General features: G+C 72.2%; 20 protein-coding genes and 2 pseudogenes. 7 read left to right on the top strand and 15 right to left on the bottom strand.

The window, feature by feature from the left end:
* The first annotated feature begins 1 nt into the window (after position 1).
* Positions 2 to 817 carry a hypothetical protein gene (locus ACFYO5_RS04430; RefSeq protein ID WP_388704040.1) on the top strand — a complete coding sequence of 272 codons (816 nt, stop codon included), beginning with the start codon at positions 2 to 4 and terminating at the stop codon, positions 815 to 817.
* Between the two features lie 54 nt (positions 818 to 871).
* Here the strand turns inward: ACFYO5_RS04430 and ACFYO5_RS04425 are convergent, their stop codons facing one another.
* Together ACFYO5_RS04425 and ACFYO5_RS04420 are read right to left on the bottom strand one after the other, a co-directional pair.
* Positions 872 to 4,180, bottom strand: coding sequence for a S8 family serine peptidase (locus tag ACFYO5_RS04425; protein WP_388704037.1), 3,309 nt, complete (start codon positions 4,178 to 4,180; stop codon positions 872 to 874).
* 396 nt (positions 4,181 to 4,576) lie between these two features.
* Positions 4,577 to 5,242 (bottom strand): CGNR zinc finger domain-containing protein, encoded by a 666-nt coding sequence (locus tag ACFYO5_RS04420; RefSeq protein ID WP_388704036.1) that lies wholly within the window; start codon positions 5,240 to 5,242, stop codon positions 4,577 to 4,579.
* 125 nt (positions 5,243 to 5,367) lie between these two features.
* Between ACFYO5_RS04420 and ACFYO5_RS04415 the strand changes: the two genes are divergently transcribed.
* Genes ACFYO5_RS04415 through ACFYO5_RS04405 form a run of 3 tightly spaced genes read left to right on the top strand, consistent with a single transcriptional unit; the run spans position 5,368 to position 7,198 of the window.
* Complete coding sequence (locus ACFYO5_RS04415) at positions 5,368 to 5,814, top strand: VOC family protein (protein WP_388704033.1); 447 nt, start codon at positions 5,368 to 5,370, stop codon at positions 5,812 to 5,814.
* 13 nt (positions 5,815 to 5,827) lie between these two features.
* Complete coding sequence (locus tag ACFYO5_RS04410; RefSeq protein ID WP_388704030.1) at positions 5,828 to 6,715, top strand: pyridoxamine 5'-phosphate oxidase family protein; 888 nt, start codon at positions 5,828 to 5,830, stop codon at positions 6,713 to 6,715.
* A gap of 9 nt (positions 6,716 to 6,724) precedes the next feature.
* Entirely contained in the window at positions 6,725 to 7,198 is a 474-nt protein-coding gene (locus tag ACFYO5_RS04405; protein ID WP_356559787.1) for an NUDIX hydrolase, read from the top strand.
* Positions 7,199 to 7,284: 86 nt separating this feature from the next.
* On the opposite strand, the gene ACFYO5_RS04400 is transcribed toward ACFYO5_RS04405, so the two are convergent.
* Both ACFYO5_RS04400 and pepN read right to left on the bottom strand, forming a co-directional pair.
* Positions 7,285 to 8,334, bottom strand: a complete 1,050-nt coding sequence (locus tag ACFYO5_RS04400) for a hypothetical protein (RefSeq protein ID WP_388704028.1) — start codon at positions 8,332 to 8,334, stop codon at positions 7,285 to 7,287.
* Positions 8,335 to 8,652: 318 nt separating this feature from the next.
* The gene (pepN, locus tag ACFYO5_RS04395; protein ID WP_388704024.1) at positions 8,653 to 11,295 is read right to left on the bottom strand and encodes an aminopeptidase N; all 2,643 of its coding nucleotides are present in this window, start codon (positions 11,293 to 11,295) and stop codon (positions 8,653 to 8,655) included.
* Between the two features lie 140 nt (positions 11,296 to 11,435).
* On the opposite strand from pepN, the gene ACFYO5_RS04390 reads away from it, so the two are divergent.
* On the top strand, positions 11,436 to 12,080 hold the full coding sequence (locus ACFYO5_RS04390; RefSeq protein ID WP_388704021.1) for a DsbA family protein: 645 nt from the start codon (positions 11,436 to 11,438) through the stop codon (positions 12,078 to 12,080).
* A gap of 116 nt (positions 12,081 to 12,196) precedes the next feature.
* On the opposite strand, the pseudogene ACFYO5_RS04385 reads toward ACFYO5_RS04390, so the two are convergent.
* The 9 genes and pseudogenes from ACFYO5_RS04385 to ACFYO5_RS04345 all read right to left on the bottom strand — a co-directional run.
* A pseudogene (locus ACFYO5_RS04385) lies at positions 12,197 to 12,541 on the bottom strand (LuxR C-terminal-related transcriptional regulator); the annotation flags it as partial.
* Positions 12,542 to 12,579: 38 nt separating this feature from the next.
* Positions 12,580 to 13,194: pseudogene (locus ACFYO5_RS04380) on the bottom strand (MMPL family transporter); the annotation flags it as partial.
* A gap of 370 nt (positions 13,195 to 13,564) precedes the next feature.
* Positions 13,565 to 14,944: an amino acid permease gene (locus tag ACFYO5_RS04375; protein ID WP_388704018.1), complete on the bottom strand. Its 1,380-nt coding sequence runs from the start codon at positions 14,942 to 14,944 to the stop codon at positions 13,565 to 13,567.
* A 112-nt stretch (positions 14,945 to 15,056) separates the two neighbouring features.
* Positions 15,057 to 15,947 carry a TauD/TfdA family dioxygenase gene (locus tag ACFYO5_RS04370; protein ID WP_356559779.1) on the bottom strand — a complete coding sequence of 297 codons (891 nt, stop codon included), beginning with the start codon at positions 15,945 to 15,947 and terminating at the stop codon, positions 15,057 to 15,059.
* 15 nt (positions 15,948 to 15,962) lie between these two features.
* Positions 15,963 to 17,315 carry an LLM class flavin-dependent oxidoreductase gene (locus ACFYO5_RS04365; RefSeq protein WP_356559778.1) on the bottom strand — a complete coding sequence of 451 codons (1,353 nt, stop codon included), beginning with the start codon at positions 17,313 to 17,315 and terminating at the stop codon, positions 15,963 to 15,965.
* The gene (locus ACFYO5_RS04360; protein WP_356559777.1) at positions 17,312 to 18,046 is read right to left on the bottom strand and encodes an ABC transporter ATP-binding protein; all 735 of its coding nucleotides are present in this window, start codon (positions 18,044 to 18,046) and stop codon (positions 17,312 to 17,314) included. The genes ACFYO5_RS04365 and ACFYO5_RS04360 overlap by 4 nt, the downstream gene beginning before the upstream one ends.
* Positions 18,022 to 18,882 carry an ABC transporter permease gene (locus tag ACFYO5_RS04355; protein WP_388704013.1) on the bottom strand — a complete coding sequence of 287 codons (861 nt, stop codon included), beginning with the start codon at positions 18,880 to 18,882 and terminating at the stop codon, positions 18,022 to 18,024. Before ACFYO5_RS04355 ends, ACFYO5_RS04360 begins: the two co-directional genes overlap by 25 nt.
* Before the next feature lie 5 nt (positions 18,883 to 18,887).
* A complete protein-coding gene (locus tag ACFYO5_RS04350) occupies positions 18,888 to 19,955 on the bottom strand; it encodes an ABC transporter substrate-binding protein (RefSeq protein ID WP_388704010.1) in 1,068 nt (355 codons plus the stop codon).
* Between the two features lie 237 nt (positions 19,956 to 20,192).
* On the bottom strand, positions 20,193 to 21,419 hold the full coding sequence (locus ACFYO5_RS04345) for an ROK family protein (RefSeq protein WP_388704007.1): 1,227 nt from the start codon (positions 21,417 to 21,419) through the stop codon (positions 20,193 to 20,195).
* 476 nt (positions 21,420 to 21,895) lie between these two features.
* On the opposite strand from ACFYO5_RS04345, the gene ACFYO5_RS04340 reads away from it, so the two are divergent.
* Positions 21,896 to 22,477 carry a biotin transporter BioY gene (locus ACFYO5_RS04340; RefSeq protein ID WP_356559773.1) on the top strand — a complete coding sequence of 194 codons (582 nt, stop codon included), beginning with the start codon at positions 21,896 to 21,898 and terminating at the stop codon, positions 22,475 to 22,477.
* Between the two features lie 100 nt (positions 22,478 to 22,577).
* Here ACFYO5_RS04340 and ACFYO5_RS04335 read toward each other — a convergent pair whose 3' ends face one another.
* Positions 22,578 to 23,303: a hypothetical protein gene (locus tag ACFYO5_RS04335; protein WP_388704004.1), complete on the bottom strand. Its 726-nt coding sequence runs from the start codon at positions 23,301 to 23,303 to the stop codon at positions 22,578 to 22,580.
* Positions 23,304 to 23,578: 275 nt separating this feature from the next.
* Here ACFYO5_RS04335 and ACFYO5_RS04330 point away from each other — a divergent pair, with 275 nt between their 5' ends.
* The gene (locus tag ACFYO5_RS04330; RefSeq protein WP_388704723.1) at positions 23,579 to 25,138 is read left to right on the top strand and encodes a serine/threonine-protein kinase; all 1,560 of its coding nucleotides are present in this window, start codon (positions 23,579 to 23,581) and stop codon (positions 25,136 to 25,138) included.
* 101 nt (positions 25,139 to 25,239) lie between these two features.
* Here the strand turns inward: ACFYO5_RS04330 and ACFYO5_RS04325 are convergent, their stop codons facing one another.
* Positions 25,240 to 26,682, bottom strand: coding sequence for an amino acid permease (locus ACFYO5_RS04325; protein WP_388704001.1), 1,443 nt, complete (start codon positions 26,680 to 26,682; stop codon positions 25,240 to 25,242).
* Positions 26,683 to 26,737: the final 55 nt, after the last annotated feature.

The following is a 26,737-nucleotide window of genomic DNA, read 5'->3' as shown; positions in this document are numbered from 1 at the left end:
CATGCCCGCCGAACACGAGCCCCGCCGGGACGGTCACGATGACCGCGACGGCCCGGACGTCACGGACCCCCTGATGGCGGCCATCCTGGGCGTGCCGCCGGCCGGGGACGCCTCGGCCGACCCCGGCTCGGTGGCCGGCTACCGAGCCGCGGCGGCCGACGTGGCCGTCCTGCGTGAGCAGTTGGGTGTCCTCGCCGACGCCCTGACCCGGCCGCCGGAGGCGGAGTCCGCGCGGTGGCCCGCGCCCGTCGCCCTGCGGCCGTCCCGGCGCCGTCTGTTCCCCCTGGCCCTCAAGACGGTCGGGGTGGCCGCCGCCGGCGCGCTGGTCGTCGGGGGCGGATGGCTGCTCGGCCAGGTGGACGGGGACGCCTACGACATCGGCTCGTCCAGCGGCGCAGACAAGGCGGCCGACGACGAGAGGTCCGCCGCGTCCGGCGCCCCGGACAGCCCTCTCGGCGACCCCGGCTACCTGGCCTGCGCCCGGCTGGTGGTCGAGGGAGACGTCACGGAGGTCGCTCCGGTGAGCGGTACGTCCCGCGAGCGCGTCACCCTGCGCGTGACCCGCTCGTACAAGCCGCAGGCGTCGACGCAGGACGGGGCGGGGGACGGGGCGGGGGGCAAGGTGGGGGACGAGGTGGAGTTCGTGAGGGAGCGGGACCTGGACCCGCTGCTCGCGGAGGGCGACCACGTCCTGGTCGGCTTCGCGCGGGGGTCGGAGGCCCCCGACGTCTGGGCCGTCGGCGAGGACGACATCGCCGCCGAGCGCTCGGCGCTGGACAACGCGCTGCCCGGGGCGGGCGCCACGGCCTGCGAATGAGCGAGGGGCGGGCGCCCGACCGGACGCCCGCCCCCCTTACCGCTCACCGTGGTGCTACGGCGTGACCTTCAGGATGGAGACGCTGCCGAGGCCCGCGACGGTGCCGCGCGCGTTCACCAGCTGGACCTGGCCGAAGAAGGACCGGCCCTCCGGCGCGGGAGCCGCGGCGGTGACCGTCGCGGAGACCGTCGCCGAGGCGCCCGTGGCGAGCTTCACCGGCGTCGACTCGTCGACGCCGACCGTGCCGAGCGAGGACGAGAAGAACACGTCGAGGTAGTCGTACGCGGTCGTGCCGGCCGGCACCGAGTAACCCGCGACCTCGACGGTGTACGTCCCGGCGGCGGGCGACGGGATGGACACCGCCTCGTTGGAGTCGCCGTCGGCCTGCTGCGCGACCTGGTTGCCGGCCGCGTCGTACACGGTCAGGTCGAGGTCGGCGGAGGCGTCGGAGACACCGCCGATGGAGACGTCCAGCGACTTGGCGCCCGCGGGCACCTCGACCGTGGTCGTCTGGTTCTCGTGGTCCGCGATGGTCGGACGGGCCTTCTTGGACGAGCCGAGCGGGCCGCCCACCAGCTTGCCGTCGACGGCGGCGAAGTTGTTCGTCACCTTCCAGGAGACGGCGGCCGGGGTGCCGACCTTCGCCTCGGGCACGGTCACGGTCTCCGGGTCGAAGGCCGCGCCGTAGACGGTGACGTCCAGCTTGTACGGGTTGTCGAGCAGCGGCGACGTGCGGCGCGACTCGACCTCGATCTCCCAGACGCCCGGCTGCGGGTCGGCGTACGACCGCGCGTCGGGCCGGCAGCCGTTGCCGTCGAGGTAGTTGTTGTAGCAGTAGATGGTGGCGCTGTCCTCGACGGCGACACCGTACGGGTGGATCGAGATGAACCGGGTCTGGCTCTTGTCCTTCAGCCCGCCCAGCGCGACCTCCAGCGACGACGCGCCCTCGGGCACGGTCAGGAAGTAGTGCTGCGAGCTGTTGCGCTGCACGGTGCTCTTGGCGGAGAACGTGTGCGCCACCGGCGTCGAGACGACGACCGTGTTCAGGACGAGCTTGTCGGTGCCCTCGGTCTTCGGGTCGTCGACCTCGAGGATCGCGCTCTTGATGCCCGCGGACCTCGGAGCCGCCTGGATCTTGACGGTCACCGGCTGGTTCAGCGGCAGCCTCACCTCGTCCGAGCCGACGATCCGGAAGGTGCCGGCCGCGTTGTTCCCGAGGTGCAGCTCGTGCCGGACCGCCTTGTCGGCGCCGGTCGTACGGGTGATGGTGACGTCGTACGTCTTCTTCTGACCGGCCTTCAGACCGCCCTCGCGGTCGTAGACGCCGGTGCCGAAGCCCGGCGTCTTCAGCGCGGCGTCGAGCGCGGTGTCGACCGGGGCCTTGACCGTGTACTCGTGGGCGGTGGCGCCGTCCTTGATGGCGTCCCAGGCGTCCACGATGTTGATGGCGCCCGCGCCCTCCTCGTAGGCCTGGAGGCCCTTGATGTGGTCGGCGGTCGAGGTGAGCGCCGTGCGCAGGTCGGCGGGCGTCAGCTCGATGTGCTTCTGCTTGGCGGCGCTCAGCAGCAGCGCCGAGGCGCCCGCGGCCTGCGGGGACGCCATCGACGTGCCCTGGAGCATCGAGTAGCCGGCCGGCAGGGTGTACCCCGCGTCGGCGACCGGGGCGCCCGGCAGCCAGGTCTGCGTGGTGTTGATGGAGGCACCCGGGGCGACCAGGGTCGGCGTGAAGCCGCCGTCCTCACGCGGGCCGCGCGAGGAGAAGGGCAGCAGCGCGTACTTCTTCGTCACCTGCGAGCCGTAGTTGGCGGCCCAGGTCTCCTTGGAGATGGCCGCGCCGACCGAGACGACCTTGTCGGCCAGGCCGGGGTCGCCGATGGTGTTGGCGCCGGGGCCCTCGTTGCCCGCGGAGATCACCAGCTGGACGCCGTAGGTGTCGATCAGGCGCGTGTACAGCTCGGCGCGCGCGTTGTTGCCGTCGTTCAGCGCCGGGAGCCCGCCGATCGACATGTTGACGATGTCGACGCCGCGGTTCACGACCAGGTCGATCATGCCCTCGGTGAGTGCCACGTTGGTGCAGCCGGGGCCGAAGACGCAGGCGCGCGAGGAGACGATCTTCGCGCCGGGGGCCGCGCCGTTCATCCTGCCGCCGAACAGGCCGTTCGCGGCGGTGATGCCGGCGACGTGCGTGCCGTGCTCGCTGGCGATGAGACCGATGTTGGCGAAGTCGGCCTTCTTGCCGACCCAGTCGCCGCCGAACGGGTCCATCGGGACGTCCTTGCGGACCTCGACGACGAACGGCTGCCGCTCGGCGACGTCGGTCGCCGGGTCGTCGGTGCCGAAGTACCCGATCTGGTAGCCGTCCTTGTACGGCTTCATCGCGGTGTCGTCGGTGAAGTCGCCGTTGGCGTTGACATCGACGGTGACCGTGCCCGCCGCGGCGTCGTACAGCACGCCCCAGGAGTCGGTGGTGTCGCCGTCGCGGTTGACGTCGCCCTTGGCGTCGCCGCCCGCGGTGGCCGACTCGCGGAACAGGTTGACGGAGTGGGCGCCCGCGGGCGCCGTCCAGGTGCGGCCGCCGTAGGTGAAGGTGGGCCCGGAGACCGCGTTCACCATGGGGCGCCAGCTCGCGTCGCTGTCCAGGATCGGGTCGGTGGCGGTGACCCAGTCGACGATCTTGCGCTCACCCGTGGTGGTCTTCTGCAGCGCGGGGTGGGCGAGGTCCACGCCGGAGTCCAGCACACCGATGGTGATGCCGCGGCCGTCCGCCTTCGGGTGGTCGTCCACGAAGTCGACGGCGCCCGTCTCGAAGGACGGGTTGTACGGGTTCTCGGCGGGCGTCTTCCTGCCCGGCGCGGGGTAGGTCTTCGCGCTCGTGGTGGTGCCGGCGCTCCTGGCGGAGTCCGCGGTCGGCGTCGGGTCGTCGAGGACGATCTCCTGGCGCAGGTCGATGGCGCGCACCGAGGACAGCTTGGTCGCGGCGGCGATGGCCGAGTCCGCCCGGCCGGTGGGGACGGTGGCGCGGACGTAGCCGAGCTTGTCGTAGGACAGGCCCACGGAACCGCCCTTGACCGCGTCCAGCTCGTCGGCGACCTGCTCGGTCTGGCCGGGTGCCGTGGCGACCATCAGCGTCACGTTCTTGTCGCCCGCGGCCTTGGCCTCGGCGAGGACGCCGGCGTCGTCCGAGCCGAGCTTGTCGGCGGCGGACTTCACGCCCGGGTCGGCGGCGGCCGGGCTCTGGTCGGCGGAGAAGGCCAGAGGTATCGGCCCGGCCGCGGACAGCGCGGCCACCAGGCCGGCGGCCACGGCTATCTGGGCCACGCGTCTCGCGCCGGGTATCGATTCGCGCTGGGGGGTGTGGGTCATCGGCATCCCTTGTAGGTAAAGGAACGAGCGTGACGCGACCGGGCCGTTCCTGCCTGATCGCGATCGTCCGGAATGTGATCCCGGTCGATCGCACAGCTTTATCCAAGGGGCAGTTGTTTGGGGACTGTTGACCGAATCGATATGGATGTGTGGGGAAAACCCTCTACGAACCACCTGTGCAAGGGCTTTCGGCCATCTGTGTGACACCGGTCGGGCGCCGCGGTCCTCCTGTGCCCCCGCCGGCGCCGCCGTCCTCCCGCGCTCCGTCGGTCGGGCGCCGCGGTCCTCCCGCGCTCCGCCGGTGTCGCCGTGCTCCCGCGCCCCGCCGGTCGGGCGCCGCCGTCATCCCCGCGACGCCGGTCCGGGCGCCGCCGTCTTTCTCGCGCGTGACGCCGGTCAGGCGTCCTTCGTGCGGGCGTAGTGGCGGGACGCCTTCGCCCGGTTGCCGCAGGCCGCCATCGAACACCAGCGGCGGGTGCCGTTGCGCGAGGTGTCGAAGAAGTGCAGGACGCACGCCTCGTGCGCGCAGCCGCGGATCCGGTCGGGCGCGGTGCTGAGCAGCTCCAGGTAGTTGCGGGCGGCCAGCCAGGCGGGACCCCACGCGTCGTCCGCGAACTCGGCGCGCTCGCCGGGCCCTTCGGGGCCGAGGGTGGGGCGGATACGCCCGTGCTCCAGCACAGCGTCCACCTCGCCCGTGGACGCCGGGTCCGCTGCCGCGCGGTCCGCTACCGCCGGGTCCGCTGCCGCCCGGTCCATTGCCGTCGCGTCCACGCCCTCCGCGTCCACGCCCGCGTCCACGCCCCCTGCGTCCACGCCCGCGTCCGAGGCCGCTCCGTCCACGGCCGCCTTCAACGCTTCGCGCGCCCGCAGGACGTGCCGCAGGGTGGCCGCGTCCGCGGCGAACCGCTCGTCCAGCCCGTTCGCGGCGAGCCACACCGCCAGGCCGTCCGTGTCGGTCAGCAGGTCCTGGAGTGCGCCCTCCCGCATCCAGCGCGTGTTGAGCAGGTCGAGCGCGAGGGGCTCGCCGGTGAGGGGGCGCGGGTCGGGGGTGGAGGTGGGCATCGGGGGACTCCTTCCGTACTAACCAGTAAAGGGTACGTGACCGGTTGACGCGCCCCTCTCTAACCCCTAACCTCATGAACACAGGTTAGAACCGTTGAGCTGTTTCCACCGAAGGGACACCCGTCATGACGCTGCGCACCGGCCACGTCGGCCTGAACGTCACCGACCTCGACCGCTCTCTCGCCTTCTACCGGGAGGTCCTGGGCTTCGCCGTCGTCGGCGAGGGCAAGGAGGAGGGCCGCCGGTTCGCCTTCCTCGGTGACGGCGACCGGCTCGTGCTCACCCTCTGGCAGCAGGCGGACGGGCCGTACGACGGAGCCCGCGCCGGGCTGCACCACCTCGCCTTCGAGGTCGACTCGGTCGAGCGGGTCCGCGAGTACGAGGCGGCGCTGCGGGCGTACGGCGCCGACTTCGCCCACGACGGCGTCGTCGCCCACCACGAGGGCGCCGCCTCGGGCGGCGTCTTCTTCCACGACCCCGACGGCACCCGCCTGGAGATCTCGGTGACCGACGGGGTGGAGGGAGCCCCGGCCCCCGGCGGCGCGTCCGCTCCGACCTGCGGCTTCTTCTAGGCCGGGGCAGGCCGTGGACCTCTATCACGCCGGTTCGCGCACCCTCCAGGACCGGCTCGGGGTGCGCGATCTCGCCGACCACGTCGGCCGGTCCGTCGGCGAGGGCGTCCGGTCCGTCGCCGCCGCCTTCCTGCGACTCCAGCCGCAACTGGTCCTGGGTGCCGCCGACCCCGCGAGCGGCGCGGTGTGGGCCTCGGTGATCACGGGTACCCCCGGCTTCGTCCGGGCCACCGGGCCCCGGCGGATCTCCGTCGCGGGAGGGCCACCCCCGACCGACCCTCTCGCGACGGCCCTCGCCACCCCGCACGCCCCCGTCGGCACCATCGCCCTCGACCCGCGCAGCCGCCGCCGTATGCGCCTCAACGGCCGGCTGCGGCCCACCCCGCACGGTTTCGCCGTCGAGGCCGACCAGGTGTTCGCCAACTGCCCCAAGTACCTCCAGAAGCGGGAGACGTACGAGACGGTGTCCGACCGCCCTCCCGGTCCGCCCCGGCACGGCGGCGAACTCACGGCCGAGCAGGCCGGGTTCGTCGCCGCCGCCGACACCTTCTTCCTGGCCAGCGTGCGCGAGGGCGGCGCCGACGCCAGTCACCGCGGCGGCAACCCCGGCTTCGTACGGGTCCTCTCGCCGGGCGAACTGGCCTGGCGCGACTACCCGGGCAACTCCATGTTCCTCAGCCTCGGCAACCTCGCGGCCGACCCGCGCGCCGGACTGCTGTTCCTCGACTGGGCCACGGGCCGCACCCTCCAGCTCACCGGGGAGGCCCGCACCGAGTTCGGCGCCGGCGGCGAGCGCACGGTCCGCTTCACCGTGACGCACGCCCTCGACACCCCCGCCGCGCTCCCCCTGCGCTGGTCCGCGCCCGCATACTCGCCTGCCAACCCGGACCGGGACCGCTAACGTCTCGGTGTGCGAAAGACGTTGAGGGTGGCGGCCTACGCCGTGTGCGTCCGGGACGGACAACTGCTGCTGGCCCGTTCGCCCGCGCCCGACGGCACCCGGGAGTGGGTGCTGCCCGGCGGCGGCATGGAGCACGGCGAGGACCCCCACGACACCGTCGTACGGGAACTGGAGGAGGAGACCGGCTACCACATCGAGGTGACCGGTCTGCTCGGCGTGGACTCCTCCCGCCGCGCCTTCGGCCGCGCCCGCCTGCGCGGCCCCGTCGACCACCACGGCGTGCGGATCGTCTACGAGGGCCGGGTGACCGGGGGCGAACTCCGTAACGAGATCGGCGGTTCGACCGACCTGGCCGCCTGGCACGACCTCACGGCCGTGCCGGAACTGGCCCGGGTGCGACTGGTCGACGTGGCGCTGGCGCTGTGGCGCGAGCGGCCCGCGAACGGCCGGGTGCCGGGAGCCGTCCACCCAAGCGGAACATGACAGGTGCGGCCGGCGACACGAGGAGGGGCCGCCGGATCGCGCCGGTGGCCCCTCCTCTCCCCTCCTGGTACCGCCCCGGTCCGTCACTACCTGGGCAGCACCACGACATACGCCGCCGGATCACGGTCACCCGACGCCATCAGGGCCGTCCGCACCACGGTCGCCTGCTGTTCCATGCCGTCCCGGAGCTTCTTCGGCGTGATGTGGACGACCGTGATGCCCAGCCGCTCCAGGTGCTCCCGCTTGCGGGCGTACTCCGACCACAGCGCGTCCTCGTCCTGACGCGGGGCCCGCGTGTCCAGCTCCACCGCCACCGCCTGCTCCGGCCAGTACGCGTCCAGGCCTCCCAGGTGCGGGCCGCCCGGCAGCCGCAGGTCCACGTTCCACACCGGGTCCGGCAGGGCGAACTCCCGCACCATCGTGTAGAGGCGGTCCTCGGCGATCGCCCGCCCCTCGGCCAGCAGCGAGTCCACCGCGTCCACCACGTGCGGCAGACCCAGCAGCTTGGCCTGGTCCAACTCCCGTACGATGGCGGCCGGTTCGCAGTGCCCGCCGCGCACCGCCTCCGACAGCAGCAGCCGTACCGTGGCGGCGTCCGTCAGCTGGGACGTCGCGTCCGCCAGGGCGCGCGGCACCGGCGCCACCGGCACCCCGGTCGCCTCCTGCGGAGCCGGCAGGGCCGCGGTGCGCAGGACGTGCGCGCAGCCCGTCGAACGCAGCCGGCGCAGTCGGGGCACCAGGACGTCGATGCGGTCCAGGGAGGACAGCGGGGGCGCGGAGGTGAAACCGTGCAGGGTCAGCGCGGCCAGCCCCGTGATCATGGCCTCGCGGTACACGGGCCGGTGCGGCTGCCCCGCCTCGGGCTGGACCGGCACCCCGGGCGCCGGCACCTCGCGGGCCGCGTACAGCAGCACCGCGTGCAGCCGCTCCTCGCTGGTCGGCGGCCCCGGGTGCAGCAGGTACACGCCCGGCAGGAGCTGCTGCCAGGGGCCGCCCGACCGGCACTGCTCGTTCGTCTCGGCGGGTGACACGCCGTGCGAGCGGAGCTGGGCCGTGGTGAGCACGAGCCGCTGCGCCTGCGAGAGGTGGCGCAGGGGGCGGGCGGAGGCCTGGGGCAGGGGGGTGTTGTGGTTCATGACCCGGAGGTTCCCGTGTCCGATCCCTCCTGTAACCCCTGTTACACGCCCGTCGACAAATCCGGACAAGCTCGCACTAAAGGACGGGTGTTCGGATGCCGAGTAGGCGCCGAAAACCCCTGGTCCATTCGGTGGAGGCCAGGGGTTACGGTTCCGATTGACTGAATTGCGTAACGGTCACCGTCCGCCGGAGTTCAGGCCAAGGATCAAGGTGGACGTGAGCCGCGCCCGGCCGCTGCCGCTTGGTGTCGGCGCTGCCGCCGGGATCCGCTGGGACAGTGCGGGTTCGCCGTCAACCCGCACTGTCCCAGCCCGCCGTCATTCCGTGTCGGCGCCGCCCCTCGCGTCGCAGGCCTGGCCGCGCAGACCTCGTGCCAGGTCGTCCCGTGCCTCCAGCACCAGGCGGCGCAGGGCCGGCGGTGCCGACTCGTGCGCGGTGAGCCACGCGTCCGTCGCCGCCAGCGTCCCCGGCGAGTCCAGCAGGGCCGGGAACAGGCCCTTGACCACGTTCATCGCGATCTGGATGGACCGCTGCTCCCAGATCCGCCCGATCACCGCGAAGTACTTCTCCGCGTAGGGGGCGAGCAGCTCGCGCTGCGACGGCTGCTGGAACCCCGCGATGGTCGCCTCGGCCAGCGCGTTGGACAGCGCGTCCGACTCGACGAGCTGCACCCAGGCCTGCGCCTTGACCTCAGCCGACGGGCGGGCGGCGAGGCAGCGCACCTGGTGCCGCTTGCCCGACGCGGTGTCGTCGCGGGCCAGCTCCGCCGCGAGGACGCCCTCGCCGGCGCGGCCCTGCGCGGCCAGCGGCTCCAGGAACGCCCACCGCAGCTCCTGGTCCACCTCCAGGCCGTCGACCTTGGCGGAGCCCTCCAGCAGCTCCTGGAGCAGGTCGAGGTCGGCGGGACCGGACGCCACCGACGCGAAGAACCGCGCCCACGCGAGCTGGTGCTCGCTCCCCGGCGCCGCCGCCCGCAGCTCCGCCCGCGCGCCCTCCGCGAGCAGCCGCTCGCCGACCGGCCGCCAGTCCGGCGCCGCGTAGTGCGCCAGCGCCGAGCCGGCCCACGCGTGCAGCATCTGGAGCACGCCGATGTCGGTCTCGCGCCCCGCGAACCGCAGCACCAGGTCCACGAAGTCCCGCGCGGGCAGCAGCGCGTCCCGCGTCATGTTCCACAGCGCCGACCAGCACAGCGCGCGGGCCAGCGGGTCGGTGACGTCGCCCAGGGACTCCCGGAGCGCCGCCAGCGAGGTCTCGTCGAACCGGATCTTGCAGTACGTCAGGTCCTCGTCGTTGACCAGGACCAGCTCCGGCGCCTCCGCGCCCGCCAGCTCCGCCACGACCGTCCGCGGCCCGTCGACGTCCGCCTCAGCGCGCGCATAGCGCACGAGACGCCCGTCGACCCGCCGGTACAGGCCGATCGCCACCCGGTGCGGCCGCAGCTCCGGATGCGACTCGGCCGCCTCCTGGAGCACCGCCAGCTCGTCGATCCGGCCCCCCGCGTCCAGCAGCACCTGCGGGGTCAGCGAGTTCACCCCGGCCGTCTGGAGCCAGGACCGCGCCCATCCGGCCATGTCCCGGCCGCTGGTCTCGCCGAGCACCGACAGCAGGTCGCCCAGGCGCGTGTTGCCGTAGGCGTGCCTCTTGAAGTAGCGGCGGGCGCCCTCCAGGAACGCGTCCTGGCCGACGTAGGCCACCAGCTGCTTCAGCACCGAGGCGCCCTTGGCGTAGGTGATGCCGTCGAAGTTGAGCTTGGCGTCCTGGAGGTCGCGGATGTCGGCGGTGACCGGGTGGGTGGAGGGCAACTGATCGGCCCGGTAGGCCCACGCCTTGCGACGGTTGGCGAAGGTGATCCAGCCGTCGGTGAAGCGGGTCGCGCCGACGAGCGCGAAGGAGCCCATGAAGTCGGCGAAGGACTCCTTCAGCCACAGGTCGTCCCACCACTCCATGGTGACCAGGTCGCCGAACCACATGTGCGCCATCTCGTGCAGGACGACGTTGGCCCGCGCCTCGTACGACGCCTGTGTCACCTTGCCCCGGAAGATGTACTCCTCCCGGAAGGTCACCAGACCGGGGTTCTCCATCGCCCCCAGGTTGTACTCGGGCACGAACGCCTGGTCGTACTTGCCGAAGGGGTACGGGTAGTCGAAGTGGTCGTGGAAGAAGTCCAGGCCCTGCTTGGTCACCAGGAACACGTCGTCGGCGTCGAAGTAGGGCGCCAGCCCCTTGCGGCACAGCGCGCCGAGCGGGATCTCCAGCGTCGTACCGTCGCCCAGGTCACGCGTGTAGGAGTCCGTCACGTGGTGGTACGGGCCCGCCACCACACAGGTGATGTACGTCGAGATCGGCTTGGTCTCCGCGAACCGCCACACACCGTCGGCGCGCTCGCCGACGCCGTTGCTCCACACCACCCATTCCTCGGGCGCCCGCACCTCGAAGCGGAACGGGGCCTTGAGGTCGGGCTGCTCGAAGTTGGCGAAGACGCGCCGCGCGTCGGCGGGCTCGTACTGCGTGTAGAGGTAGACCTCGCCGTCCTCGGGGTCGACGAAGCGGTGCAGGCCCTCGCCGGTGCGCGAGTAGGCGCACCGGGCGTCGACGACCAGCTCGTTCTCGGCGGCGAGGTCGTCCAGCCGGATCCGGGAGCCGTCGAAGACCTCGCCGGGGTCCAGATCGCGGCCGTTGAGCGAGACGGCGGTCACGCTCGGCGCGACCAGGTCCGCGAAACTGGAGGCGCCGGGCTCGTTGCAGCGGAAGCGGATCGTGGTGACCGAGCGGAAGGTGCGCGGCTCACCGCGGCCGTCACCGGCCGTCCCGCCGCCCGCGTCACCGGCCGTCCCACCGCCCGCGCCGCCGGTCGCCTCGCCGATCGCGGAGCGCACGTCGAGCGACACGTCGTACCCGTCGACGGACAGCAGGGCGGCCCGCTCCCGGGCCTCGTCACGGGACAGGTTCTCACCGGGCACGGGCGGTACTCCCTCGATGCGTCTGCGCAATGGCTGTGGACAGCACCGATCCTGCCATGCGCCCCTGACGGCCGTCAGCGGGGAATGCCCCGCGGGGGCGGTGGCGTTCACCGGGGAAACGCTTCCTCCTGAGGAGAGACATGTCGCAGAAGACCCCCGTCGACTTCTGGTTCGATCCGCTGTGCCCCTGGGCCTGGATGACCTCCCGATGGGTGCTGGAAGTGGAGAAGGTCCGTGACATAGAGGTCCACTGGCATGTGATGAGCCTGGCGGTGCTCAACGAGGACAAGCTCGACGAGCTGCCCGAGGAGTACCGGGAGATGCTCACCACCAAGGCCTGGAAGCCCGTCCGGGTCGTGACGGCCGCCTGGCAGAAGCACGGCGCCGAGGTCCTCGGCCCGCTCTACACCGCCCTCGGCACCCGCTTCCACAACAACGGCGAGGGCCCGACCCTCGAGGCCGTCGCCGGCGCTCTGGAGGACGTCGGACTCCCCGCCGACCTGATCGAGTACGCCGATCAGGAGAACTTCGAGTTCGACGCGGAGCTGCGCGCCTCCCACAAGGAGGGCATCGACAAGGTCGGCCAGGAGGTCGGCACCCCGGTCATCGCCGTGCCCGGCGCGGACGGCGAGCAGATCGCCTTCTTCGGCCCGGTCGTCACCCCCGCGCCCAAGGGCGAGGACGCCGCCCGGCTGTGGGACGGCACCCTCGCGGTCGCCTCGGTGCCCGGCTTCTACGAGATCAAGCGGACCCGCACGAAGGGCCCCGACTTCAGCAACCTGTGACCCCCGGGGCCACCCGGCGTGAGTGCCCCCGCGAGCCGTGCTCGCGGGGGCACCCTGGTCTACGGCCGTCGCACCCTGCTACGGCCGCCGCACCCTGGTCTACAGCCGCACCCTGTCTACGGCCGTCGCAGCAGCCCCCGGTCCAGCGTCACCACCGCCCGGGTCCGGTCGTTGACGTCCAGCCTGGCGAACAGCCGCAGCAGATGCGTCTTCACGGTGGCCTCCGTGATGACCAGGCGGCGGCCGATCTCTGCGTTGGTCAGCCCGTCGGCCACCGCGTTCAGCACTTCCGTCTCCCGCGCGGTCAGCGGGTCCTGCACCGGCCGCCGCAGCCGGGCGACCAGCCTCTCCGCCACCCGCGGCGCCAGCACCGTCTCCCCGCGCGCCGCCGCCCGGATCGCGTCGGCCAGCTGCTCGCGCGTGGTGTCCTTCAGCAGATAGCCGACGGCCCCGGCCTCCACCCGCCATCGGCCGCCGCCTGGTCATCACGGAGGCCACCCAGCAGCAGCGGTACGGCGGCCATGGTGAGCGAGCCGAACACGACCAGCAGGGTGAGCAGGGTGACCGGCAGTGTGATCTTCTCGGAGAGCGCCAGGTCGGCGCCGCGCTGCGCGTCGACCCCCTTGCTAATGGAGGGGCTGCCGGTCTCCTCCAGGAGCAGGCCGGGATGGGCCTCGCGGACGGCGGCCGTCTGTGCGGTCAGCGCGTCGACCTTGTCCTTGGCGTCCCGTTCCTCGCCCTTCAGCGCCACCTCGACCAGCAGGGTCCGGCCGTCGCCCGAGCGGACGGGCGCGGCGACGCCGTCGACCTCGGGGAGCCGCTCCATCCGGTCGGTGAGGTCCCGTACGGCCGCCGCGGCGGCCCGCTCGTCGAGCGTGCCCGACCGGGCCGAGATCAGCACCTGCTCGGTGGATCGGCGTTCCAGCCCGCCCTCGGCGGCCAGGGCCTCCGCCCGGCCGGCCTCGCCGACCCGGTAGTCGGCGGTGCGGGCGCTGTGGGTGCCGACGGCGCCGCCGACGCCCAGGCACAGGGCCACGAACACCAGCCAGCCGACGATCGCCCGCCAGGGGTGCCGGGCACTGCTCCGTGCCATGCGCACAGTGAGTGAGTTCATGCCCGAAAGCCTGGTCGGCGGGGCGGGTCGCCCTACAGAGGCGACCGGTGGAACCTGCCGTCCACCGATCGGCTGACCGGTGGGACGGGGAAAACCCCCGCGAGTCACGTCCTCGCGGGGGTTCCCCTCCTTCCGCCCGCCGCCGTGAAGGGTGAGAAGACGATCACGAGGCGGGACGATGCGCGGCGCCCTACGACACGAACGGCAGCACGTGCGGCAGGTCGGGCCATGTGCAGACGGGCATGACGGGGTTCCCCCTCAGACCTTGTTGCGTATAGGTCGCAAGTGCAGATTAGCAACAATAAGGCGCTCGCGGGCAAGAGGAAGGCCCCCGCACGTCGGTCGCGCGGGGGCCTCGTGCCGGGCCGTCTCAGAGCTTGGCGCGCGTCCGCTGCCAGGCGTAGCCGCCCAGTGCCAGGGCCGCCGTCATGGCACCCGTCGAGTACAGCTGCACCCGCGTGCCGGGCTCCCGCGCCATCAGGACGAAGATCGCCGCCATGCCGGCCAGCGCCACCCAGGTCAGCACCGGGAACGCCCACATCCGCACCACCAGCCGCTGCGACGCCTCGCGCTCCAGCCGCCGGCGCAGCCGCAGTTGCGACACCGCGATGAAGACCCACACGACGAGGATCACCGCGCCGATCATGTTCAGCAGCCAGGAGAAGACGTCGTCGGGCCGCCAGTAGCTGAGCAGGACGCAGCCGAAGCCGAACACGCACGACACCAGCACCGCCGTGCGCGGCACCCCGCCGGACACCCGGCCCAGCGCCTTCGGGCCCTGCCCCCGCGCCACCAGCGAGTAGGCGATCCGCGAGGAGCCGTAGACGTTGGCGTTCATGGCGCTCAGCAGCGCGGCCAGCACGACGACGTTCATGAGCTGACCGGCGCCCGGAATGCCCAGCCGGTCGAGCGCGGCCACGTACGGGCCCTTGTCCACGACGGCCTTCGCGTCCCAGGGGACGAGGGTCACGATCACCGCCATCGAGCCGATGTAGAACAGCGCGATGCGCCACATCGCCGTACGGACCGCGCTCGCCACACCCCTGACCGGGTCCTGCGACTCGGCCGCCGCGATGGTGACGGTCTCCAGACCGCCGTACGCGAACACCGAGGCGAGCAGACCGACGACCAGGCCCTCGCCGCCGTGGGGCAGGAAGTCCCTCAGATGCGAGGCGCCGGGGGAGTCCGTGCAGGGCAGGACGCCGGCGATCGCCAGCACGCCCAGCACCAGGAACAGGCTGATCGCGCCGACCTTCAGCGCCGCGAACCAGAACTCGAACTCGCCGAAGTTCTTCACGGCGGCCAGGTTCGCCGCGCAGAACACCACCATGAACAGCGCCACCCACGCCCACTCGGGGGTGCCCGGCACCCAGCCGGTGACGATCTTCGCCGCGCCGATGCCCTCCAGGCCGACGGCCGTGCACAGCAGGACCCAGAAGGACCAGCCCGCCGTGAAGCCCGCCCACGGGCCCATCGCGCGCTCGGCGTGCGCCGAGAAGGAGCCCGACGAGGGATACGCGGCCGACATCTCGCCCAGCATCCGCATCACCAGCATCACCAGGAGACCGGAGAGGGCGTAGGCGAGGACGATCGACGGCCCCGCGGCGGCGATGCCCGCCCCGGATCCGACGAAGAGGCCGGCGCCGATGACCCCGCCGAGGGCGATCATCGACAGGTGGCGCTGTTTGAGGCCGTGCGAGAGGGAGACGTCGTCCGACTCCGGCGGAGTCCCGACTTGGGTGCTGGGCATGGGCGCGGCTCGTCCAATGCGTGAGAGGGCAAAAACGCCCACATAATGGGCAGCACGTCCGCCGGGACGAACGCGCTGCCCACTATCCGGACACCTCCGGCACCCGCTGTGCCTACGCCGCTACGGAGGTGTAGTGCGCGGCGTCGCCCTCCACGGCCCAGCTCTCCTTGCCGTCGATGCCCACCGGGACGTCCCCGGCCACGGTCACCCGGTGCAGCCGGCGCGGCCGCCTGTCGTAGTTGTCGACCGCGTAGTGCTGGGTGATGCGGTTGTCGAACAGGACGAGCTGGTTCGGCGACCAGCGGTGGCGCAGGATGTTCTCCGGCCGGGTGACATAGGACTGGAGCAGGTCCAGGACCGTGCGGGACTCGCCCACCGACAGGCCGACGATCCGCTGGGCGAACCCGCCGATGAACAGCCCGCGTTCACCGGTCAGCGGGTGGACGCGGACCACCGGGTGCGCGGTGCGGTACTTGATGGACGTGAACCGGGCACGCTGGGCGGCCCGCTCCTCGTCGATCTCCTCGGCGGGCACCGCGTAGTCGTAGTCGTTGGTGTGCTCCGCCCACAGCCCGTCCGCCAGCCGCCGCAGCGGCTCCGGCAGCTGCCGGTAGGCCGCCGCCGAACTGGCGATCAGCGTCTCGCCCCCGTACGGCGGGACGGTGAGGCTGCGCAGGGTGCTGGCCTGCGGCGGGTTGAGCACGAAGGTGACGTCGGTGTGCCAGTGGTTGGCGCTGCCCTGCTCGCTGTCGACGGGCAGCACGTGGGGCGCGCCGTCGACGGCGGCCACGGTCGGGTGGGCGGTGGTGAGGTCGCCGAAGTGGCGGGCGAAGGCCTGCTGGCCCTCGTCGTCGAGGTGGACGTCGTCGAAGACCAGGGCCTTGTGGGCGTTGAGCGCCTCGCGGAGGGAGGCGACCGTCTCGCCGTCCAGCGGCTTGGAGATGTCGACGCCGAAGACGTGGGCGCCGATGTGCGCGGTCACCTTGCGGAGGTCGAGGGTCATGGCGGGACCTTCCTTTCAGACGAGGGCGGGGGCCGGGGCGGAGTGCGGGGCGTACTGGTTGGCCGGGCGCGGGAGGCCGTACCTCTCGCGCAGGGTCCGGCGGGGGCCGTACTCGGTGCGGAGCAGGCCGCGGGCGCGCAGCAGCGGGACGACGTGGTCGACGAAGGCGTCCAGGCCGGAGGGGAGCAGCGCGGGCATGATGTTGAAGCCGTCGGCGGCACCGCTGGTGAACCAGGTCTCGATCGCGTCGGCGACCTGCTCGGGCGTCCCGGCGAAGGTGAGGTGCCCGCGTCCGCCGCCCAGCCGGCCGATCAGCTGCCGCACGGTGAGCCGCTCGCGCCGGGCCAGCTCCACCACGAGCGTGTAGCGGCTCTTGGCGCCCTCGACGGCGTCCTCGGACGGCAGGTCGGCGGGGAGTTCCGCGTCCAGGGCGAGGGCGCCCGGCTCCAGCTGGAGGAGCTGCTCCAGCCGCTGGACACCGTGCGCGTGCACGATGTGCTCCTCCAGTTCCCGCTCGTGCGCTCGCGCCTCGGCCTCCGTGGAGCCGATCACCGGCACGATCCCGGGCAGCACCTTGAGGTGTTCGGGGTTCCGGCCCGCCCGGACCGTCCGTGCCTTGAGGTCGGCGTAGAAGGCCTGCGCGTCGGCCAGGGTCTGCTGCGCGGTGAACACCGCCTCCGCGTACCGGGCGGCGAACGCCTTGCCGTCCTCCGAGGAGCCCGCCTGCACGAGCAGCGGGTAACCCTGCGGCGTGCGGGGCACGTTGAGGGCCCCCTCGACACTGAAGTACGTCCCCTTGTGCCGGGGCGGGTGGATCTTCGCGTCGTCGCCCCAGACGCCGGCCGCCTTGTCGGCGACGATCGCGTCGTCCTCCCAGCTGTCCCACAGCTTCAGCGCCACGTCGAGGAACTCGGCGGCGCGCGCGTACCGTTCGGCGTGCGCGGGCTCCGCGTCGAGCCCGAAGTTGCGGGCCGCCTCGGCGCCGGCGGTGGTGACGATGTTCCAGCCGGCCCGGCCGCCGCTGATGATGTCCAGCGACGCGAACTTGCGGGCCAGGTTGTAGGGCGAGTTGTAGGACGTGGACGCGGTGGCGATCAGACCGATGTGCTCGGTCGCCGTGGCCAGCGCGGTCAGCAGCGTGAGCGGCTCCAGCGCCCCGGCCGGCCGCTGGGCGACCGTCCCCCACAGCTGCGGCCCGTCGGCGAGGAACAGCGAGTCGAAGGTGCCGCGTTCGGCGATCCGCGCCAGGTGCACGTAGTGCGCCAGCTCCACATGGGCGTACGGGTCGCTCTCCGGCAGCCGCCACGACGCCTCGTGGTGGCCGGTGTTCATCAGGAACGCGTTGAGGTGGAGTCTTCTCGTGGTCACTGGTGGTCCTCCGTGACGCCCAGGGCGGCGAGCAGCCGCTCGCGGAACTCGCCGAGCAGCGGGTCCCGGTACGAGCGCGGGTGCGGTCGGTCGATGGTCAGGTCGAGGCCGATACGGCCCCGGTCCAGGACGAGGACCCGGTCGGCGAGCACGATCGCCTCGTCCACGTCGTGGGTGACGAGCAGCACCGACGGCCGGTGCCGCTCCCACAGTTCCCGCAGCAGGGCGTGCATCCTGATCCGGGTGAGGGCGTCGAGCGCGCCGAACGGCTCGTCGGCCAGCAGCAGTTCGGGTTCGCGCACCAGGGAGCGGGCCAGCGCCGCCCGCTGGGCCTCGCCGCCGGACAGTTCGTTGGGCCAGGCCCGCTCCCGGCCGGCGAGACCCACCTCGGCGAGCGCCTCCCGGCCGCGCTCCTCGGACTGCTTGCCGTCGAGCCCGAGCAGGACGTTGGCCAGCACCCGCCGCCAGGGCAGCAGCCGGGAGTCCTGGAAGACGACCGACACCCTCTCCGGAGCAGTCAGCCGCCCGCTCCCGGTGACCTCGTGGTCGAGCCCGGCGACCGCCCGCAGCAGGGTGCTCTTGCCGGATCCGCTGTGCCCGAGGAGGGCCACGAACTGGCCGGCCGGGATGTCCAGGTCGACGCCGTCGAGGACCGTGCGTCCGGCGAAGGAGCGGGTGAGGCCCTCCAGCCGTACGGCGGGACGGGTCAGCTGCTCAGTGTGCGGCGCCATGACAGCACCCTCCGTTCGATGAGACGGACCACGCTGTCGGAGGCCAGGCCGAAGACGCCGTAGACGACCAGGCCCACGAGGATGACGTCCGACTGGCCGTAGTTCTGGGCCTGGAACATCAGGTAGCCGAGGCCGCTGGTGGCGTTGATCTGCTCCAGGACCACCAGACCGAGCCACGACCCGGTCACCCCGAGGCGCAGCCCCACGAAGAAGCCGGGCAGCGCGCCCGGAATGACGATCTCCCGGATGAAGGCGAGCTTCGACAGGCCCTGGACCTCCGCGAGTTCGACGAAGCGGTGGTCGATGCCGGACAGCGCGGAGTGCGTGTTCAGATAGATCGGGACGTAGACGACGATGGCGATGATCGCGATCTTGAAGGTCTCGCCGATGCCCAGCCAGAGGATGAACAGCGGGATCAGGCCGAGCGTCGGGATGGCCCGGTTGAGGTTGACCGTCCCGTCGATCAGCGCCTCCCCGGTGCGGGTCAGCCCCGAGGCGAGTGCGAGGAGCACGCCGGCGGTCAGGCCGATCGCGAAGCCGGACCCGGCCCGCTGCAACGAGGTGAGGACGTCGTCGCTCAGCGTCCCGTCGGTCCACAGCCGGACGCCGGTCTCCAGCACCGTCCAGGGCGCGGGCACCGCACCGGGGTCGAGGCGCCCGGCGGCCGAGGCGCCGGCCCACAGGGCGAGCAGCAGCAGCGGCCCGGTGAGCCGGGCGGCGGGCAGGCGCCTGCCGGGGGAGAGCCCGCGCCGTCGGGTGCGGGGCCGCTCGTCGGCGACGGCACCGGGGGCGGGCTTCTCCACGGCGGCGGCGGTGGTCACGGTGGTCGTGGTCATGGCGGTCACTTCCGGTATTCGGCCGGTACGGACGCGGCGGCGATGCCCTCGAAGCGGTGGTCGAAGAGCGTGCCGACGTCGAACTCCTTCACGAAGCCGCCCTCGGCGAGCAGATCGGCGGTCTCCTGCTCCCAGGCGATCGCCTCCGTCCAACTCGGCGGGAACAGCGGCTTGTTGGCGAGTGCGGTGATGGACCGCGCCTGGGGGAGGGTGAGGTTCTGCGTCTTGACGTAGAACTCCTCGTTCCAGACGTCCGGGTGTTCGTACTGCCAGACCTGGCCCTGCGCCCACCGCGGGACGTACGCGGCGACCGCGGCGGCCTTGGCCCGGTCGTTCAGTACGGAGACCGGCGCCCACAGCAGGTTGAGCAGGTCGACGACGTCGGTGGCGATCGTGCGGGCGCCCTTGCCCCCGTACTGCGCCAGGTACGCGGGCGCCTGGGTGTTGCCGAGCGGGGCGACGTCGACCTGGCCCGACTGGAGGGCGGTCAGGAACTGGTTGCTGGTCAGCGGGACGAGGTCGACGTCGTCGTACTTCAGGCCCGCCTCCTTCAGCGCCCGCAGCAGCACCACGCCCTGCGCCTGCCCCTGCGAGAAGGCGAGTTTGCGCCCCTCGAAATCCTGGACGGTGCGGATGTCGCTGCCGGGCTTGGTGGCGAAGAGATAGTTCGGCTTGCGCGTGATGTTGATCGCGACGATCTTCGCGTCGAAACCCTGATAGTGCGCCTGGATCGGCGGAATCCCCGCGTTGTTGGCGACGTCGAGCGACTTTGCCCGGAACGCGTTGATGACATCGGGACCGGCCCCGATGTTCAGCCAGCTCGACACCTTGAACGGCAGTTCGGGCACTTTCGCCAGCTTGAACTGGAGTTGCTGGACGTTCTGGTAGGAGGCGATCTTCAGGCTGGTGCCGGCGGGCACCTTGCCGGCGAGCGGGGCCGTGGACGCCCCCTCGGATCCGTTGGCCGCACTGCTCTCGGCGCAGCCGCTCAGCCCGGCGGCAGCCGCGGTGACCCCGAGCAGCGAGGTGAGGAAGAGGCGCCGGTCGACACCGGGCACACGGGAAACGGACATGGCTGGACTCCCTGAGGAAAAGGCAGGACAAAGCGCCGTACGGCGGCGGGAAAGCGTGCGTGATTCCGGGAGGAACGGGCCCGTGCGGAGAATGCGAAAGGGCCGCGAAGGAAATCTCACGCAGGAGAAGATGAGCGCCCGGGGCGCGTCAACGCGTCAGCAACAGAGGGTGCGACAGCTCATGAGGATGATGTTCCTGTTCTCGGGCGGTGCCTGTCAACATTCGGAGTTTCTGAATTAACTGCGTTCAGGTGAGGCGGCCGACGGACCCCCGTGCGGCAGGCCCAGCGGGTCCCGGTACAGCACGTCCAGGGCCACCGCCCCGCCCGCCACCGCGAGCACGGCGTCCGGAAAGCTGGTCGGCGACACCGACGCCGCCCGCTCCGCCCCCACCTCCGCCCGCAGCGCGGCCAGGCAGTCCTCGCGGAACATGGCCCCCACCTCCGTCACGACCACGCTCTCCGGATTGAGCACGTCCAGCAGCAGCCCGGCGGCCCGCCCCGTCATCCGCGCCCGCTCCAGCAGCAGCCGTACGGCCACCGGGTGGCCGTCGGCGGCGGCGGCGACCACGTGCATCGGGTTCGTCCCGTCGATCAGCCCGGCCGCGCGGGCCCGCCGGCACAACGTCCGCTCGCTCAGCTCCACCTGGAGGCAGCCGGTCCGCCCGCAGTCGCACGCCTCGGTACCGCCGGCCAGCGGCAGATGGGCGATGGCACCCGCCTGCGAACGCGGTCCGTGGTGCACCTCGTCATGGGTGGCGAACGCCGCGTCCACCACGTTGCCCACGAACAGATGCAGCACACTGCGGCTGCCGCGCGCCCGCCCGAACAACCGCTCCGCGTTGACCAGGGCCCGCGCGTGCCCGTCCACATGGACCGGCAGCCCCGTGCGGTCACCGACCAGCTCCCGCACCGGCACGTCACGCCAGCCCAGCAGCGGATGCTCGACCACGGTGCCCGAATCCCGGTCCACCCAGCCGCCCACGGCCACCCCCACCCCCAGCGGTCGCCGGCCGGGCTCCTCGGCGAGCAGCGCGGCCAGCCCCTCGGCGGCCCGAGCGAGCACCCCGGCCGGTTCCACGCCCCGATGCCTCAACTCCCGCCTCGCCACCACCCGTCCGCGCAGATCGAGCAGCGCGACCGTGGTGTACGGCACGGCCACATGCACCCCGCCCACCACGAACCGGGTGTCGTCCAGGTCCACGGGGACGTGCGGCCGGCCGACGCCGTTGCTGCGCCGCGGCAGGTCGGCCTCCCTGACCAGTCCGAGCCCGGCCAGGCGCGCGCAGTGGTCGGTGACCGAGGCCGGGGACAGCCCGGTCAGCCGGGCGATGGTGCTGCGCGCCACCGGCCCGTGCTCCAGGACGGACCGCAGGATCACACTGGCGCTCGTACGCCGCCGGTCAGGGTCGGCGACACGGGGAACGGGGTTGAAGGCAAGGGGAGCTGTCGCGGTACGGGGCATGGAGATTCCTCACGGGCCGGTCCGACACTGCGCCGTCGACGTACGAGGCGCCACGGATCGGCTCCGCCCGCCTCAGACCGGAGGGCGACAGGCGGCCGCGCCCACGCGTCGCAGATCGACGTGGCGACGCGACGAGAAGTTCAGGGCCTGAGCAACCATGCGCCCGAAGCTAACAAAGGCGCCGACCGCTGCCCAGACGGCGACCGACGGGTGAGACGGCGCCGGCCGAAACCTGGACGCCCCGCCGGCCGCCGCCGATTGGCGAGACCCGACAGACGCCCGTCACACGCCCCGCGTCGCCGTCGCCACGGCACCTCAGTGACCAGGGTCACGCCGTACCGCGTGTAACCGCCAACCTTTGTCCGGAGCCCACCAAGCCGCCGCTCGCCCGTTTGTCGACCGCTGACGGTGATCGCGGCGAGTCCCCTGGGATAGCGTCACGGTGTCCCCAACGCACCTATCTCCGCGGAGACCCCATGAGCACCGCCGCCGCCACCCCCGTCAGCCCCGGACGGGTCCTCGCCGACCTGATCCCGGCCTCCCGTGTCCGGGACGTCGCGCTCGTGCTCGGCGGCGCCGCGCTCACCGGCCTCGCCGCCCAGATCGCCGTGCCCGTGCCCGGTTCCCCGGTGCCGGTGACCGGCCAGACGTTCGCCGCCCTGCTGGTCGGCACCACCCTCGGCGCCCGGCGCGGCTTCCTCTCCCTCGCCCTCTACGCCCTGGTCGGTGTGGCGGGCGTGCCGTGGTTCGCGGAGGGCGGCTCCGGCGCCGCCGCGGTCTCCTTCGGTTACGTCCTCGGCATGATCCTCGCCTCCACGGTGGTCGGCGCCCTGGCCCGCCGCGGCGCCGACCGCTCGGTCCTGCGCATGGCCGGCGCGATGCTGGTGGGCGAGGCGGTCGTGTACGCGATCGGCGTGCCCTACCTCGCCTACGCCGCCGACCTCTCCGCCTCCGCCGCCATCGCGGCCGGCCTCACCCCGTTCCTGGTCGGCGACGCCCTCAAGGCCGCCCTGGCGATGGGTCTGCTGCCCACCGCCTGGAAGCTCGTCAAGCGCTGAACCGAGGTTCCGCCGAGGGAAGGTCTCCGCAGGAGGCGCGCCGGGTCGCACGGTGATGCGACCACGGGGCGCCTCCTCCGCGTTTCCGTGAGGTACGACGTCAGCCCTGCCGTGGGCCGGGCCGTCGCCGGGACCACCACAGCCCGGCGGCGCCCGCCGCGAGCAGGGCGGCTCCGGCGGCGCCGAGCGGCAGGACGTCCCGTCCGGGAGCGCCGGTGCGGGGCAGCTCGCCGCCGTCCGGGGCCACGGGGGCGTTGTCGGTGCCGAGGAGCAGCGGGGTGGCGGGCGCGTTCGGCGAGGGGTTCGTCGTACCGAACGGCACCGGTCCCTGCTGCCAGAACGTCTTGGACCCGTCCGAGGCCTGGACGGGCAGACAGATCTTTCCGGTCCTGTCGAGAGCGAAGACCGCGTCGGCGGTGTACGACTTCGAGGCCCCGGCCGCCAGATTGTCGATGGGGCAGGAGAAACCACTGTGGGAACCCTCCGGCAGATCTCCTTCCGCGATCCGTGAACACCCCGGAACGTTCTTGACCGTCAGCCCGCCGAAACCGACGAGCAAAAGCCGGATGCCACCGCTTTCCCTGGTCCCGTCATTCTTCACGGTGGCGGTGATCGTCGTTTTGCCCGACCCGTTGTCGACCGAGATCCTCTCCGGCAGCAGCGTGGTGAGCCGCACGCCCGCGGGCGCCTGGTCGACGGCCTTTCCCCCCTTGTCGCTGCCGGGTTCCGGGCCCTGTGCCGCGGCGGGAGGGCCAAGGGCCACCACTGCGGAGAAAGATGCCGCGACCAGCGATCCGGCGACGGCCGCCATACGATGAGAACTCATGTTCGTCCCCCTTTGGTGCGCCTGAATTCGCACTATCCGAAGAGGTACCACAAGATTTCCCCGCACTATGCTGGCACGGCATCAAGTGTGACCATTGTGTTCCACAGGAAGGGCAATGGAGGGGGTGTGGAGAGTTGCCGGGAAACAGGGGAGAAGCGGGAGATCCGGGAGGCCCGGGAAATTGGGGGGACCCGAGGACCGCGGGGCACGTGGGAAATGCGAGGGCTTCGGGGAATTCGGGTGCGGCGAGGGGCGAGGGGATTCCCGGGCTGCTGGTGGCGGGGCGCTACCGGCTGGTCGAGGCCATCGGGCAGGGAGGCATGGGGCGGGTGTGGCGGGCCGTCGACGAGATGCTGGACCGGCTCGTCGCCGTGAAGGAGATGCGCATGGACGGCATCGACGCGGAGGACTCCCGCACCCGCCGCGAGCGCACCCTGCGCGAGGCCCGGGCCACCGCCCGCATCGACCACCCCCACGTCGTGCGTGTCTACGACGTCGTCGACGAGGGCGAACGCCTGTGGATCGTCATGGAGTTGGTGGCCGGCCGCAGCCTGGAGCGGAGCACGGCCGAGACGGGCCCCCTCGGCCCGCGCGAGACGGCCCGGATCGGCCTCGGGCTGATCGCGGCACTGCGTCAGGTGCACGCGCGGGGCGTCCTGCACCGCGACATCAAACCGGGCAACGTCCTGGTGGAGGACGCCGGACAGCGCGTCGTCCTCACCGACTTCGGCATCGCCGCCATCCAGGACGCGAAGGCGCTGACGATGGTCGGCATGCTGGTCGGCTCCCCCGACTACATGGCACCCGAGCGCATCGCCGGCCGCCCCCAGGGCCCGCCCTCCGACGTCTGGTCCCTGGGCGCCACCCTGTGCGCGGCCCTGTCCGGACACTCCCCCTTCTCCCGCTCCACGACCCTGGCCACCCTGCACGCCGTCCTCTACGAGGAGCCGCTCCTCCCCTCCGCGGCAGGACCGCTGCGGGAGATCCTCGCCGCCGCCCTGGAGAAGGAGCCCACGCGCCGGGCCGGCCTGACGGACCTCGAAGCGGCCCTGCTCCCGGTGGCACACCCGCCACCGCCACCGGCGGCGGTTCACGGGGAGGAGCGACCGGCCCCCACCCTGCTGAACGCCCCTGCCACCCCCACCACCCCGTCCCGTGCGCGCCCGCGCCGCCGTACGACGTCGACGGCGGCCGGGGGCGTGGTCGCCGTCGCCGCGGTCGTCGGCATCGTGCTGGCGTCGGCGTGGGCCGCGGACCACGACGGCGACCGGGCGGGCGCCTCACCCGGAACCTCCGCACAGCCCTCCGCCGGGGCAACCGCCGGCCACTCCGCCTCTCCCTCCCCCTCCCCTTCTCTCTCTTCCTCTTCCTCTTCCTCTCCCACGGTCGAGGGCACGGCCAGGCAGCCCAGCCCGCCGCCGGGGGCGCACCGGGAGGCGGGCGGGTACGCGTGGGCGACACCGAAGGGGTGGCAGCGGGACGTGCGGACCGGCTCCGAGGTGCACTACACCTCTCCCGACGGCAGGCAGGAACTCGCCGCCAAGTCCTCGCTGTCCGGCGGCGACCTGATGGAGACCTGGCGGACCTCGGAGCGCAACGCCCACCAAGGGGAGGACTACCGCAAGATCCGGCTGGAGGAGACGACGTTCGACGGCCGCCCGGCGGTGGTCTGGGAGTACACCTTCACCCTGCGGGGCACCCCCTGGCACGCCCGCCTTCTCGGCTTCGACGAGGGCGGGAGGTCGTACCAGATCAACACCTGGTACCGGCCGGACATCGAGACGTCGGCCGCACGGACGTACGAGAAGGTGAGGGACAGCTTCACGGTGCTGTGACCGACGGGCCGGCGGCGCCACGGGCACGGCAGAGGGGCCCGCGGAAACGGGCCCCTCCAACGATGCGCACCACGGCCCCAAGGGGGCGCGGCCGGACGCAACTACACCTCGGCCCGCACCTCGTCCCGCGCCCTCAGCCGCTGCTTGAGGAAGGCGATGGCGATGACGATCGCGGCGACGAGCAGCGACAGCAGCACGGTCTCCCGGCCGTCGTGCTCGGTGTCGGTCAGCATGTAGCCGAGGACGAAGACGATGAGCGCGGCCGTGGCCCAGGTCAGGTACGGGTACAGCCACATCCGCACGACCAGCTTCTCCGGCGCCTCGGCCTCGATGATCTTCCGCATCCGCAGCTGCGAGAAGCAGATCACCAGCCACACGAACAGGGCGACGGCACCACTGGAGTTGACGAGGAAGAGGAAGACGGAGTCGGGGAACTTGTAGTTGAAGAAGACGGCGACGAACCCGAACACCACGGAGGCGATGATCGCTGTCATCGGCACGCCGCGCGAGGTGGTCCGTGCGAACGCCTTCGGCGCGTCCCCGCGCTCACCGAGCGAGAACGCCATGCGGGAGGCGGTGTAGAGCCCGGAGTTCAGGCAGGACAGCACCGAGGTCAGCACGATGAAGTTCATGATCTGGCCGGCGTGCGCGATGCCGAGCGAGTCCAGGGCGGCGACGTAGGAGCCCTGCTCCTTGATGGAGGGGTCGTTCCACGGCAGCAGGGTGACCACGATGAAGATCGACCCCAGGTAGAAGACGGCGATCCGCCAGATGATGCTGTTGGTGGACTTCGTGACGGCCTGCTGCGGGTTCTCCGACTCACCGGCGGCCAGCGTCGCGATCTCGCTGCCCATGAAGGAGAAGACGACGAGGAGTACGCCGGTCAGGATGGCGCCCGGCCCGTGGGGCAGGAAGCCGCCGTGGTCCACGAGGTTGCCGACCCCCGCCTTGTCGCTGTCGACGCCGGGCAGCACGCCGAACACGGCGAGCCCGCCGATGACGATGAAGGCACCGATGGCGACGACCTTGATACCGGCGAACCAGAACTCGAACTCGCCGTAGGAGCCGACGGAGACAAGGTTGGTGGCGGTCAGGACCACCATCACGATGAGCGCCCACCCCCACTGCGGAACGGCGGGGATCCAGGACTCGAGGATGGCGGCGCCGGCGGTGGCCTCGACGGCCAGCACGACGACCCAGAAGAACCAGTAGAGCCAGCCGATGGAGAACCCGGCCCAAGGGCCGAGCGCGCGGTCGGCGTGCGCGGAGAACGAACCCGAGGTCGGGTTGGCGGCGGACATCTCACCCAGCATCCGCATCACCAGCACCACGAGCGTGCCGACGAGGGCGTAGGAGAGGAGGATGCCGGGCCCGGCGGTGGCGATGCCGGAGCTGGATCCGACGAACAACCCCGCCCCGATGACGCCACCGATGGCGATCATCGAGAGGTGGCGGTTCTTGAGGCCCGCCTGGAGACCGGAGCGGGGTTCTCCGGAGTCTTCGGGGCCGTTTCCGGCCTTCGTCAGGGTCGGCTGCGAAGTCATGGGACGGATTTCCTTTGCGCCGCGTGAGGGGGTCTCCCGTACGAGCGGTGTACGG

Origin of the sequence: Streptomyces sp. NPDC006259, from assembly GCF_042870975.1 — a bacterium.
In the GTDB taxonomy this organism is placed as follows: Bacteria; Actinomycetota; Actinomycetes; order Streptomycetales; family Streptomycetaceae; genus Streptomyces.
The sequence above is the reverse complement of the archived record's forward strand: the minus strand, read 5'-3'. Positions and strand labels throughout refer to the sequence as shown.

Bases quoted from the DNA above. Each gene is read 5' to 3' on its own strand.
- ACFYO5_RS04425 (WP_388704037.1), bottom strand. From the start codon at position 4,180: ATGACCCACACCCCCCAGCGCGAATCGATACCCGGCGCGAGACGCGTG.
- ACFYO5_RS04340 (WP_356559773.1), top strand. From the start codon at position 21,896: ATGAGCACCGCCGCCGCCACCCCCGTCAGCCCCGGACGGGTCCTCGCC.
- ACFYO5_RS04345 (WP_388704007.1), bottom strand. From the start codon at position 21,419: ATGCCCCGTACCGCGACAGCTCCCCTTGCCTTCAACCCCGTTCCCCGT.
- ACFYO5_RS04350 (WP_388704010.1), bottom strand. From the start codon at position 19,955: ATGTCCGTTTCCCGTGTGCCCGGTGTCGACCGGCGCCTCTTCCTCACC.
- ACFYO5_RS04375 (WP_388704018.1), bottom strand. From the start codon at position 14,944: ATGCCCAGCACCCAAGTCGGGACTCCGCCGGAGTCGGACGACGTCTCC.
- ACFYO5_RS04430 (WP_388704040.1), top strand. From the start codon at position 2: ATGCCCGCCGAACACGAGCCCCGCCGGGACGGTCACGATGACCGCGAC.
- ACFYO5_RS04370 (WP_356559779.1), bottom strand. From the start codon at position 15,947: ATGACCCTCGACCTCCGCAAGGTGACCGCGCACATCGGCGCCCACGTC.
- ACFYO5_RS04415 (WP_388704033.1), top strand. From the start codon at position 5,368: ATGACGCTGCGCACCGGCCACGTCGGCCTGAACGTCACCGACCTCGAC.
- ACFYO5_RS04390 (WP_388704021.1), top strand. From the start codon at position 11,436: ATGTCGCAGAAGACCCCCGTCGACTTCTGGTTCGATCCGCTGTGCCCC.
- ACFYO5_RS04355 (WP_388704013.1), bottom strand. From the start codon at position 18,882: ATGACCACGACCACCGTGACCACCGCCGCCGCCGTGGAGAAGCCCGCC.
- ACFYO5_RS04325 (WP_388704001.1), bottom strand. From the start codon at position 26,682: ATGACTTCGCAGCCGACCCTGACGAAGGCCGGAAACGGCCCCGAAGAC.
- ACFYO5_RS04400 (WP_388704028.1), bottom strand. From the start codon at position 8,334: ATGAACCACAACACCCCCCTGCCCCAGGCCTCCGCCCGCCCCCTGCGC.
- ACFYO5_RS04360 (WP_356559777.1), bottom strand. From the start codon at position 18,046: ATGGCGCCGCACACTGAGCAGCTGACCCGTCCCGCCGTACGGCTGGAG.
- ACFYO5_RS04420 (WP_388704036.1), bottom strand. From the start codon at position 5,242: ATGCCCACCTCCACCCCCGACCCGCGCCCCCTCACCGGCGAGCCCCTC.
- ACFYO5_RS04335 (WP_388704004.1), bottom strand. From the start codon at position 23,303: ATGAGTTCTCATCGTATGGCGGCCGTCGCCGGATCGCTGGTCGCGGCA.